This window comes from Acetomicrobium flavidum (genome assembly GCF_900129645.1).
Taxonomy (GTDB): Bacteria; Synergistota; Synergistia; order Synergistales; family Acetomicrobiaceae; genus Acetomicrobium; species Acetomicrobium flavidum.
The window spans coordinates 1,578,397-1,591,181 of the sequence record NZ_FSQZ01000001.1 but is presented as its reverse complement, the minus strand read 5'-3'; the positions used below and the strand labels follow the sequence as shown (position 1 = coordinate 1,591,181).

Annotated in this window: 9 protein-coding genes; 2 read left to right on the top strand and 7 right to left on the bottom strand. The window is 42.9% G+C overall.

Annotated features, from left to right (window positions below):
* Nucleotides 1-40 precede the first annotated feature (40 nt).
* From BUQ78_RS07890 to BUQ78_RS07870, 5 genes are all read right to left on the bottom strand, one after another.
* On the bottom strand, nt 41-856 hold the full coding sequence (locus BUQ78_RS07890) for a phosphate ABC transporter substrate-binding protein (RefSeq protein WP_074199838.1): 816 nt from the start codon (nt 854-856) through the stop codon (nt 41-43).
* A gap of 117 nt (nt 857-973) precedes the next feature.
* Nucleotides 974-2,329, bottom strand: a complete 1,356-nt coding sequence (locus BUQ78_RS07885) for a YjiH family protein (protein ID WP_074199837.1) — start codon at nt 2,327-2,329, stop codon at nt 974-976.
* Nucleotides 2,330-2,875: 546 nt separating this feature from the next.
* Entirely contained in the window at nt 2,876-4,102 is a 1,227-nt protein-coding gene (locus BUQ78_RS07880; protein ID WP_318259586.1) for a glycosyltransferase, read from the bottom strand.
* A 1-nt stretch (nt 4,103) separates the two neighbouring features.
* On the bottom strand, nt 4,104-4,742 hold the full coding sequence (locus BUQ78_RS07875; RefSeq protein WP_074199835.1) for a DUF5752 family protein: 639 nt from the start codon (nt 4,740-4,742) through the stop codon (nt 4,104-4,106).
* Nucleotides 4,742-6,973, bottom strand: coding sequence for a bifunctional alpha,alpha-trehalose-phosphate synthase (UDP-forming)/trehalose-phosphatase (locus BUQ78_RS07870; protein ID WP_074199834.1), 2,232 nt, complete (start codon nt 6,971-6,973; stop codon nt 4,742-4,744). The genes BUQ78_RS07875 and BUQ78_RS07870 overlap by 1 nt, the downstream gene beginning before the upstream one ends.
* Before the next feature lie 338 nt (nt 6,974-7,311).
* Between BUQ78_RS07870 and BUQ78_RS07865 the strand changes: the two genes are divergently transcribed.
* Both BUQ78_RS07865 and BUQ78_RS07860 read left to right on the top strand, forming a co-directional pair.
* Entirely contained in the window at nt 7,312-9,426 is a 2,115-nt protein-coding gene (locus BUQ78_RS07865; RefSeq protein WP_074199833.1) for a methyl-accepting chemotaxis protein, read from the top strand.
* Nucleotides 9,427-9,604: 178 nt separating this feature from the next.
* Nucleotides 9,605-10,780 (top strand): putative DNA modification/repair radical SAM protein, encoded by a 1,176-nt coding sequence (locus BUQ78_RS07860; RefSeq protein WP_074199832.1) that lies wholly within the window; start codon nt 9,605-9,607, stop codon nt 10,778-10,780.
* 36 nt (nt 10,781-10,816) lie between these two features.
* Here the strand turns inward: BUQ78_RS07860 and BUQ78_RS07855 are convergent, their stop codons facing one another.
* Together BUQ78_RS07855 and panB are read right to left on the bottom strand one after the other, a co-directional pair.
* Nucleotides 10,817-11,731 (bottom strand): ketopantoate reductase family protein, encoded by a 915-nt coding sequence (locus tag BUQ78_RS07855; protein ID WP_074199831.1) that lies wholly within the window; start codon nt 11,729-11,731, stop codon nt 10,817-10,819.
* A 68-nt stretch (nt 11,732-11,799) separates the two neighbouring features.
* The gene (gene panB, locus BUQ78_RS07850) at nt 11,800-12,639 is read right to left on the bottom strand and encodes a 3-methyl-2-oxobutanoate hydroxymethyltransferase (protein ID WP_074199830.1); all 840 of its coding nucleotides are present in this window, start codon (nt 12,637-12,639) and stop codon (nt 11,800-11,802) included.
* Nucleotides 12,640-12,785 lie beyond the last annotated feature (146 nt).

Sequence of the window (12,785 nt, the reverse complement as noted above, 5' to 3'; positions counted from 1 at the left end):
GCAGGGCCTATAAATACAGCAGGCCCTGCCGCTAAAATATCTATCTTATTGGGACAAAGCCAGTCTTAGTAACAATCTTTTGTCCCTCGTCGCTCAAGATGAAGTTTATGAACCTCATCGTTTCTCCCGTTGGCCAACCTCTTGTAAACATAAAAAGATACCTAGAAATGGGATACTCCCCTGTTCGTGCCGTCTCGGGAGTTGCCTTTACCTTCTCCACGCTGACGCCTTTTACGCTGTTATTTAAATATCCTATTCCTATATACCCTATGGCCAATGGATTCATGGACACCGCCTGCACGATTGCACCATTGGATGCCAATACCTGAGCTCTGGGCGTTATCTTCTCGCCTTTCATTATTTTTTCTTCCCAAATTTCAAATGTCCCGGAGCTGGTATCTCTTGTTATGACAGCTATCTTTTTATCTGCCCCCCCAACTTCCTTCCAATTGGTGATTTTGCCGCTATATATATCCTTAAGCTGTTGTAAAGTAAGGTTGTTTACGGTATTTTTGGGATGCACTATAGGAACAATTGCATCTATGGCAACTCCAAAGGGTACCGGGTATGCCCCCTTTTCAAAGGCCAGTTTAGCTTCCTCCTGCTTGATAAATCTAGATGAATTTGCGATATCGCAAGTTCCATCAATCAATGCCTTGATCCCGTTTCCACTGCCCTCACCGGATATCGAAAATTTGGTATTTGGATACAGTGCGACATACGCTTCCATAGCCGCCTGTGCTATCGGCAAAACAGTCGTGGATCCCTTTAAAGTTAGGCCTGCAGCCGAAGCAATCCCATTCAACTGGCCCAACGCCAAAACTGACAGCAACAAAAACACTAAAAATTTTCTCATTGTTATCCCCCTTCTCGCTTTCGATCTTTTAACTTCAGGTAAATGATAACAAATCGATCTGACGTTTACGTGACGTTTGAGTAACGAACCCGTTACATCGACAAACCGAAAGCCCCATCAACAAAAGAGAAACACAAATGGTGCCAATAAAAACACGGATAATACAGCCCTGACAAAGTATATTGCAGTAAGCTTCCAAAAATTTAGTGGTATGGAAGAATTCAATATCAGAACCCCAATCTCAGTCATATAAATTATGCCTGTAGCAGATATGCAGGCACACATAAACTTACCGGCGACTGTGCTGCAAGTGGCTCCGATGACTGCGGCCAAGAATTGATCCGCATAGGCAAGAACAAAGGCAGGGGCCACCTTATACGCTTCAGGTATTTTAACCAATTCAAGCAACCAGGCAAAGGGCAAGGAAATCCATTGAAACACTGGAGTATAGGTCGCAATTATGAGCACAATGGTTCCCCAAGATACGACAAGCGGCATCGTGCTAACGATAAGAAACGAAAAAGTCTGATAGCATGTCTTAAGTATCGTATTAAGCCCTTCCCCTTTTGCCCTCTCTACGGCGGACGTCAAAGCCCAATCCTTTAACGAATATCCGGCAGGGATTTCCCTTTCTGGAATTCTTTGTCCTGATCTTCCGGAATACGTATCGGGAATGTTTTTAAAGGGCCATATGCGTGGGGTAAGCACGGCAAGTATGAAGCAGACCGCATAGATTGAGATCAAGATTTGGAAATACATGTTAGACAATCCCACAAAATCCGCCATGACGTAAATGTAGGCAACGCTTATTACTGAGAAAGAAATCGATATGATGGAGGCCTCGCGATCACTATAATATCCCGCATCATGCAATCTAGTGGTTATCACTACGCCTACAGAGTTGCTTCCCAGCCAAGATGCAAGACAATCGATAGCAGATCTGCCCGGAAGCTTAAAAAGAGGATGCATCAGCGGACGTGCTAAGGTACCAATATACTCCATTAATCCAAAATCCGTGAGAAGCGAAACCGCTGCGGCCAGAACGCTAAAAATTACCAATAAAGAAGGCGCTAATACCAATGCAGGCGTTCCACCCGTGTCCATGCTCCATATCGCTTCAGGGCCTATTTTAAAATAAATCATGACGAAAAATACAGCCCCTAAGACCCTCGAAGTAATCCAAAGAGGACGAGTTACAAAAAGATCTTTAAAAAATTGGCTTTTGACTATGAAATTAGGTCTTGCAAGAGAAGCATATAACGTAATAACTGCGCTCAATACCACTAAAACCATTGCCGCTACAGTAAGGAAAGGTTTAAAGGTTTCTTTTGCCCAATCAATAATGATTCCCAGTATTGTGTTAAGAGTGCCATCCTGAGGAACAGGAACCAAAAACAAAATGATGCCCAACGCTGATGGAATTATAAAGCGCAAAATCTCAGCCATCGAATACTTTGTCCTTGATCCGGTCATATACCAACACCCCTATCTGTGTCGAATTGTTTGCTAGTAATATAATCCGCATAATTTGGCCGAATATCAAGTGGTAAATAAAATTGGCAGGGAAATGAAAAGGCTATATTTCCCTGCTTAATAGGTTATATTTGGCGAAAACAAACTCCTTTAGCTCTCGTAGATAGCGTATTTCAAATAAAAATCAAAAACAATTAACAATTTTAAAGCCCAAGCTCGTCAAGTCTTTGTCGCGTAGGCATCCCTTGTGAATCTCACCCCTTGGCCTCGTAAATGAGGTCGAGCAACCTATCCTGGTTTACTACACACCCCTTGGCAGGACCGTCCGGTGCGGGCTCTTTCTACTTCGACGCGCCATGATTTCGAGCTTCTGCCTGCTTTTCACGCAACATCCTCTTCGTTTTTCCGTCTCCCCTCCTCGCCGGTAAAGACTTACCCTTAATGTCATTATAGTTAAGTACATTAATTATAACTCAAATTAGTACTTTATATCTGATAATCCACGCCACATTTCACTTTAGTCCGAAGACCATAGCATAGACTCATTCAGTTCAACCCAACTATCTCGTCTTCATGGTATAACGACAAAAAGAGGAGCAAATAGTCCCGTATGTGCCTCGTTATTAGGAAGTTGTTTTTGATGTGTTCCCTACCGTTGATGCCCAGCTTTTTTGCATATTCGGGCTCATTTAAAAGCTGCTTCAAGTAATGGACAGTCCCATCGATTGAGTACGTCAGGATTCCCGAATACTTATGCGCTATTTGAAGAGGGATCCCCCCAACCGCAGAGGCAATGACCGGCTTTGCCTTCCACAGGCCCTCTGCAACAGTCAGGCCAAAGCCCTCTTTCAGCGATTTTTGCAAAATTACGCTTGAGGCCCTTTGAAGTGCGTTGATCTCGATGTCCTTTGCTGGCGGAAGCAGCAGCACATGTATATCGGGGTCATCTGCAGCGGCGTTTCTGACGTCTTCCAGGACCTTTGCTCCTTCCGGGTCATCGGTCGCGCCGCCACCCGCCAGAACCAATTGGCAATCTATGTGCCGTTTAACCCTCTTATATACCTCGATAACGCCTATGGGATCCTTCAAATAATCGAATCGGGATATTTGCGTCACGATTGGGCGCATCTTGTCGATGCCAAACTGATCCAGCACGGAGTTTATCGTTTCCTGAGGCAACTCCTTGTTCTTGTCGCTTAAGGGGTCTATGGAAGGGGAGATCAAAGCTTGGGGTATGCTCAACTTTCTGGCAAATGCCGGGGCAGAAAAAACAGCACAATCGTACCTCTCGATGTACGATTTCAAAAAGGCCATAACGCCTTCCTTTGGAGTAGTGAAATCGACGTGACATCTCCACGCCCACTTTTTACCTATGGCCTCGCGTCTTTCGATTAATACAATCGGCTGGGGGTCGTGGATGAACATCACATCCCCGCAAAGGTCCATTTCATCGGCATTTTGCCGATTAACTTCCTGAAAGTACAAAAGTTCATCAAGCGATATCGGTATATCTACACCATGCAAGGCATTATGAATTTTTTTTGTTATAGTAAAAAATTCCTCGTTACCCTTGATGACATCCCAGCGAGCGTCCACTCCAAGCTGTTTCAGCAACGGGACCATCCTGGATAATATCTCAGCTACTCCTCCGCCAACTGCCGTTGAATTTATGTTTTGCACTATCTTGCCTTTAAGTTTGTCCCCCAAGTAGAAAAGCTCGTCAATGACTGCTTGCCCTACAATTGAAGAATATTCCCTGATATCGGCTACCATCTTAATCATCTCTTTCCAATATATTTACGATCCTTTTCCTCAGGCCCTCGATGGTAAATGCGTATGGATCCAGTTTGCTTATCCGATCAGCTGACATTTCCTCTCCAATGCTTCTCAGCCATGCAGAAAAATCATTCTCTTTTCTTTGAAACCGCAATCTTGGTTCAAAGATGTGAAAATAAATGGAGTTTATGTATATTTTTCCGACGATGTCCTTAAATTCATCTAAATTTGTCGCAACAAAGGGAGTAGGATGGACAAATGTCTTGCAGCTCAAGAAGTGAAATTCATGCCCTTCAACGCAATCTATCATGCTCCTGCCGCCAAAGATATGCTCTTCCAACCTTTTGATATACTCCTTCCTAATTTCATCTAAAGAATCGAAATCTACTATCTCCACACTTGCAATGCTCTCTCCTAATTCCCTCAGGCCAAGGACGTTAGATATCCAGTAGGCAAAGTCGTTAGGTGGTTCCGGAGAGGCGTAATAGTGCTGCTGGAGAAACCTGTGGGTGTGATAATATATCGAAGCAGACGGCACTTTTTTAATGCCTTCTAAAAGCTGAATGGGATTTTTGGCCCTTATCGCAAGCATCTTAACGAGGTGTGATTCCGTACAAAACCTGAACCCGTTTTCCATCACCTTTCACCTCTTATGCAATTTTTAAGCTCTTTCAGCAAGCTCCTAACATCTCTATAACTTACGGCGTTAAGCCTTGCTATAGATGTAACTATCCCCACGCGAACGGTCCAGGCATGAGAAGGCAGTTCTTTAAAGAGATCTTCATCGGTTCTATCGTCTCCAATTGCCAAGATGAAGTCGTAATCGGCCCTTGAAAGAAAATGAAGCGCTGCCTTTCCCTTGTCTATGCCAGATGGCCTTAATTCGATCAGCTTATGGCCCTGAATTACCTGCACTTCAGTATTGGCCACTACCTGCAGCAATAGATCCGTTAGTTCTTTGGCAGCATCGACTGCCTGTTCGGGATCACATTTCCTGTAATGCCAACTTAAAGAGTATTCCTTTTCCTCTAAAAAGGATCCAGGGACTTTATCAACATAACGCAGCAGTAATGGCTTTAACTTATTTTTCCACTCAGCGCTCATAGGCTTCAGCAACTGCCATTCCTTTCCCTTCTCTTTAAGCCAAACACCGTGTTCGGCGACAAAGCCCACGTTTAGGTTTCCCAGCCATTTTTGGAGCGTATCTCTATCCCTACCACTGATGATCACGAGATCAACCTCGGGAATCTCGGATAAATCTTTCAAAAGATCCAAAACTTCGTTGGAGGGTACTGCCTTTTCGGGGCTATCTGCAAAAGGTACTAAAGTCCCATCGTAATCCAAAAAAATCATACATCGGTTGGCTCCAACGAAATCATCTATGATCTTTCTTCTAACTACATCGGATAGCATCCTGGTTCGAAATCGGCTTTGCCCTTCTTTGACATCCTTTAATTCATCGATAAAATCCGTTGCCCATTTAACAACGTCATATTTCTTTAACCTGCTTTGCATCTTTTCAATCCTGCTTTTTTGTTCTTCCAAGGGCATCTCAAGGGCATTTTTAATGGCTATGGCAATTTCTCCCCTGTCGTTAGGGTTAATCAACACAGCTTCGACCAATTCCTTAGAGGCACCCGCAAGCTCGCTTAATATCAATACACCTGTTGCATCCTTTCTGGAAGCTACATATTCTTTGGATACCAAGTTCATCCCATCCCTGAGTGGCGTTATCAATGCAACGTCGCTCATATTATAAAGGGCAACAAGTTGATGAAATGGTACGTGGCCATATTTATATATGATAGGCATCCAATTAAACGTTCCAAATCTACCGTTAATGTTACCCACCATCTGATCTATCTGAGTCTTTATTGTCTGATAACGGTCGACGCCAATCCTGGAAGGCACGATCACAAGCAACAGTACCACTTTCTTGTGCCATTGCGGGTTGTCTTTCAGAAAAAGCTCGAAGCCCTCAAGCCGGTTTAAAACCCCCTTCGAGTAATCAAGCCTATCCACCGAGATAATCGTCTTAAAATCGGAAAGCGTATTTTTCAGCTTCTCTCTTTCCATCTCGGTTTCCTTTGAGACCACGGCGTCATTAAACCTATGGAAATCTATGCCCATAGGAAAGGTATCGGCTTGGACCATCCTTCCATCGACGAACATCTGTCCCATGTTCGCCTCGATGCCTAAAATACGAAGCACCGATCTTAAAAAATACTGAGTGTAATCGTGAGTGTGAAAACCAATCAGATCTGCCCCCAAAAGCCCCTCAAGTATCCCCGCTGCCCATTTTTTGGGTAATAGACGAAACAGTTCGAAAGACGGAAAGGGGATATGAAGGAAAAATCCTATGGGAACATCTGGCATCCTTTGCCTTATCATGCGGGGAAGCAACATCAAATGATAGTCATGGATCCAAAGTATATCACTTGGGCGAAGCACCTCCATGATGGCGTCGCAAAAATATTGATTTACCTCCCTGTAGGATTCCCAGCTCTCGCTTTCATAAACCACGTAACTTGGAAAATAATGAAACAAGGGCCATATCGTCTTATTGCAAAAACCGTGATAAAAGGCCTCCATTGTCTCTTCCTGTACAAATACGGGATAGGCATTAAACCTGGTTGCGGCAACCTCCTTTATGCCATCTTTATGCTCATCATCTATGGATGCGCCGGGCCATCCAAGCCATACATATTCGACAAGATTCGTAAATGCCGAATGCTGAAGCGAGTCAAGATAGGCACTTAAGCCCGTCACCAACCCTCCAGCGCTCGCCTTCAACTCCAATCTCCCGTTGCTATCTACAACGGTAAATGGCAACCTGTTGGACGCAATTATTAGCCTTGCACTGCTCAATATTAACGATCTCCTTTCTCTATATTAAATGAACTATCAATGGTTCTTAAGTTCGAATGTCCAATTTTAGGCCGTAAGTATAGGATTTTAGAGGCCAAAGAAATTGATACCGAAAAACTTTCATTGGGGAAATTATCCGAATTTTCAATGCTATTTTCTTAACATATTTCCAATAAAAACAATTTGCCCCAAAGGAATCAATCCTTCAGTTATGCCTTGCCTAGAAAGAATCCATTGCTAAAAGTGATATTGTAAACCAATGAAACGTATTTTATAATATTTTAACACAGCTTTTTAAAGCATAATCTTAAAATCAAAAAACAAAAGGGGTGTTTCTGATGGAAACTAAGATTGATAAAAAGGGGTGCCGAAGGTTAAGCTGGAGCATCCTTTTTCTCGTCATTCCAGTCTTAATATTAATATTCTGTATGCTTGCGTTATCCACTGTTACATTATTTCAAAAAGCTCTTACTAGGTCAATGAGCGCGCAGCTCGTAGAACAGGTTAAGGTTAAGGCAGCGATGATGAATGACTTTCTTTCAGCAGGCAAGGCAGCGTCCTACCTTGCTTATGACATTGAGGCACTCGATAACTATGACGTAGACTTAATCGGACCAATTATGAAAAAATTCCTTGAAAAACACGATGAAGTTGTCAGTGGTGGGTATTGGCTTGAACCCTATATTTATAAGGCTGACTCAAAGTATTATGGTCCTTTTTATTATAAGGAAAACAATAACATAATACTGTCATGGGAATATAATACTGATGCAGTTAACTACCTAAATGCAGATTGGTACAAATTGGGATTTACCGGCGATGAAGGTCTTAAATGGTCCGAACCTTATATTGATCCCGTATCGAACGTATTAATGATAACTTCGGTAGCGCCAATCATAAAAGACGGGAAACGTATAGGCGTTACGACCATGGACATCAGCCTGGCAAATCTTGATCAATATATAGGCGAAATTAAATTTGGTCGAAAGGGCTTAGCTTTCCTGGTTACAGGGGCAGGATACTATATGTGTTTTCCGGATAAAGACAAAAACCTTAAAGCCAAAATTACGGAGGAAAAAGAGGGACTTTTTGCCGAAATAGGCAAAGCCATATCCAATGGTTCAGCGGATAAAATATATTCAGGTAATGCATTAAATGATACTTACGTGGCCGCCATTCAACCAGTTGGCAATACTAACATAAAGATGATAGCCATGATGCCAAAAGCTGAATTTTACGACACGCGTGATGCCGTATTGAAAGTTGTTGTGACTTCTGTACTAATTGCCATCGTGCTTCTATCTTTAGTAATATGGTATGTTATTAAAGTCAGAGTAAACCGCCCCCTAGCAAATTTACTTGCTTACGCCGACAAAGTCTCTAATGGTGATCTGACTGTATCACTTGACATTAGCAGAAATGACGAGATTGGCGAAATTTTTGAGGCATTTAGAAAGGTTTCTATATCAATGAAAGAGATTGTCAAAAGGATAATACCCATTAGCAATAAACTGACGGAAAATGCGTCCACTCTTTTTAAGGTTTGTCAAAACACCACAGAAGTCATGCAAAAGATTCGGAAGAATATGAACAACCTAAACAGCATAGCCGAATCAAACGCCTCAGCAGTAGAAGAAACAAATGCCGGGATTGAGGAAGTAAGCTCTGCCGCCCAAACATCTGCACGTGAGACCACTAGAGGAGCCAATGCAGCCTCTAATGTCTTCGAGACCGCCAAGATCACGGCTTCGGTAATGGATGAATCGGTAAAGGAATTACGAGCCGTAGGACAATATTCCCAACAAAGCATGCAGAATGTTCAAGACCTGGTTGAAACGGTATCCAAGATATCAGAATTTGTGAACGTTATCTCTAATATAGCTTCTCAAACCAATTTATTAGCATTAAATGCAGCCATAGAAGCTGCAAGAGCCGGTGACGCAGGCCGAGGGTTCGCTGTTGTGGCTGAAGAAGTACGAAAGCTTGCTGAAAAATCAAGCGAGGCAGCTTCGGAAATCTCTACAACCATGAATAGGCTTTTGGAAAAATCACAGGAAACAGTAACATCATCTCAGGAATCCACTAAAGAACTTGACTTGATCATAAATAAAATCTTCAATACAAAGAACAAAATTTATGAATTTTTGCAGGAAATTTCTAAAATCACTGATGTTATTCAGAGCATCGCAGCTGCTGCAGAGGAGCAATCGGCATCCATAGAGGAAATCGCATCAGGTATAGATCAGATAGCAAGTCATACATCGGAAACTGCACATTTAGCATCAGATGTCCATAACACTCTAGTAGCAGCAGAAAATGAAGTCGTCCAAATAAAATTACAAGCCGAAAACTTGCGAGGGTTCGTGGAAGATCTTAACAAAATGGCAGCCCAGTTTAAAATTGATTCAGCTGAGATCAATACACCTGAGTCTACTGCCATTGCGAGGCGTTAAGATAGGCCATCCAAACTTGTGTTTGGATGGCCTATCTCTTTTCTCACAGATTGCAATGACATACCTAGATTACCACGCGCTCTTATGTAGGGTAAAATAGAAGGAAACGTGGGGGTTGATTTATAAATTAGGGAAATGGAATTAAAAAACTAAAAGCATAACTGGAGAATGAATACGATTGAGAACAGAATATAAGCTGATATTACTGGCCCAGGCTGCCAAATACGATAGAGTGTGCGGAAAGGGCAAAGAAGAGCTTCAAAATAAAAGCTGCAGTAACAACATAAAGGACTTTATCTTCTACAGCCCATGTGCCAGCGGAAGATACATTCCTCTATTGAAGGTGCTTTTTACCAATTATTGTGTAAATGACTGCATGTATTGTTATAACAGACGTTCAAATGATATAGAGAGGGCTATTTTTGAACCTAAAGAGTTGGCTCAGCTGGCCTATGACCTTTACAGGAAAAACTATATAGAAGGATTGTTCTTAAGCTCCGGCATCTTCAGGAACGCTGACTATACAATGGAGTTAATCATTTCCACGGCGCAAATGCTCCGGAACGAATACGGCTTTAAAGGATACATACATCTTAAAATCATCCCTGGGACTTCTTACGATTTAATAAGGAAGGCCATGATCCTTGCCGATAGAGTTAGCTGCAACATCGAGCTGCCCACAGAAAGCAGCTTAAAGCTTTTGGCTCCGGAAAAATCGAAAAATGATATCCTTAACGCCTTAAAATCTGCCAAAAACTACACCCTGGAGCTCGAAAAACAAATATCGGCCTCGACGCAGTTGATAGTAGGAGCAACTTCGGAGTCGGACAAAACTATTCTCAAGCTTTCTCACGAGCTTTACGCAAACAGGTTGGTAAAGCGGGTCTATTACTCTGCCTATATCCCGATCAACTCAAACGACGTCCTGCCTAAGATCGAACATCCTCCCCTTTTGAGGGAACACAGGCTGTATCAGGCAGACTGGCTCATGAGGTTTTACGGCTTTAAAGCCGAAGACATCTTCGAGGGCTCCGAAAACCTATCGCAAGACATGGACCCCAAGATGTGTTGGGCATTGAGAAACATGCACCTGTTTCCCGTGGACATCAAGAAGGCTCCCTATGAAAGGCTCATACTTGTCCCGGGCATCGGCACGAAAACGGCCAAAAAGATAATAAAGGCAAGGCGAGAAGACTACCTTGACGAACAGGGATTAAGGGCATTAGGCATATCCCTTAAACGGGCAAGGAACTTCATTACGATTGGCGGAAAATTGCTTCCGGAAGAACCTCCTTCACAAAAACGGCTTAAAAGGACTCCTCGCCCCTATTCAAAGCAACTTGTTTTGTTTTAACGCAAGATCGCGTAGCTTGGCGTAATTTAGATCAATCTAATACCCCTCTTCAATGGCCCTTATGAGCAAAACAAGGGTTTCGTTCACGGGGGTGGGAATGCCCAGTTTTTTGCCCTCGTTAACTACGGCACCATTTATATAATCGATCTCCGTAATTCTTTTTTTGGCCACATCCTGATACATCGAAGAATAATTTGCGGCAGTTGCCCTTGCAACGTCTTTGCAATGTTGGACGGGATCATGTTTCAATTGTATGCCTTTTGCCTTACATATCTTCTCGGCTTCCCTTACGGCATATTCGAGAAGCTTTTCTGAGCTTGTATGTTCAACGAGATAACCGTTTGGAACTTTAAGAACAGCGGTCAGAGCATTAATGCCGACATTGACCATAAGCTTATCCCATACAAGAACTGTAACTTCATCCGAAACTCTCATTGGAAGCCCTGCTTCGGTGAATATCTGTGCAATTTCTTTTATTCTCTGAAATATTTTTCCATCAAATGGGCTGATCACAGTTTCGCCCAATCCGGCATGCCTTACGCGACCCGGCTCAATAAGGGTTGCACCGTTATTGGTAATGCCAACTATGATCCTACTGCTACCAGTTATCTCGGCGATCTTTTCTGCATTTCCCAGCCCATTTTGCAATGTCATAATCATGGTGTTTTCGCCAATTATGTGTGAAGCTCCCTTTACTGCAGACTCGGTAAAGGGCGATTTGACAAAGACGATCACGAGATCAACATGATCCTTAATTTCATCTGCCGGAGAAACTCCCTTGACGTTTATAAACCTATCGCCGCCAATGCCTTCTAAATGCAGCCCATTTTTGTTTATTGCATTGATATGCTCTTTCCACGTATCTATCAACACCACATCTTGACCATGTTCGGCCAGTAAGCCCCCAAAGACTGAACCCATAGCTCCGGATCCTAAGACGGCAATTTTCATGGTAATCCTTCTCCTTTTGAAGCTGTACCGCTACACCTCAACATCAAGTGTAGCAGTACAGCTATAAATTAACATTCTAACTGTTTTATTACTTCCTCTTTCATGCTGAAGCTATGAGCATCATCGGGAAAGACGCCCAGTGCAACCTCTTCTGCATATTTATTAAAGGCCTCCAGCTCTAATTGGCCAATCTGCGCGTATTGCTTGACAAATTTTGGAACAAACCTATCAAATAATCCCAGCATATCCTGAGTCACCAAGACCTGTCCATCACAATACACGCCGGCGCCAATGCCAATCGTAGGAATAGTGAGCTTTTGAGAGATGATCTTCGCCAACGGTGCAGGAATGCATTCAAGGACAATGGCAAAGGCCCCTGCATCCTCCAAAGCTATAGCGCTGTCTATTAGATTTTGAGCTGCTTTTGCGTCTTTGCCCTGCACTTTAAAGCCACCTAGGCTTCCTGCTGTCTGCGGAGTTAGGCCAATGTGTCCCATAACGGGTATACCTGCTTTTACTATTGCCTTAACAGTTGGGGCATAATCCAGGCCCCCTTCAAGCTTAACGCTATCTGCACCTGATTCCTTTATGAGTCTTCCTGCGTTTCTAATGGCATCCTCAATGGATACCTGATAAGACATAAATGGCATATCGGCAACTATGTGGGTATTTGGTGCGCCCTTGACGACGGGCTTTGCGTGGTGAATTATATCCTCTACCGTAACCGGCACAGTGCCATCATAACCCAGAACTACCATGCCAAGCGAATCGCCTACCAATATCATCTCAATGTCAGTCTTTTCTATTATGACAGCAGTTGGATAATCATAGGCCGTTACCATCCTAATTTTCTTGCCCTGCCTTTTAAGCTCTTTGAAATCTGGGATTGGAATTTTTTTCTTGTCCACTTTAATGACCTCCTATTTTATTTATTCGTTTAAATAATAAAGGGCTGCCAAAGTATAAATTTGTTATCCTCCAGTTTGTAGATGATAACTCCGTCGACATTATTTGCCTACCTCTTTTTCTATAAAATCCTTTATCTCGATCATAG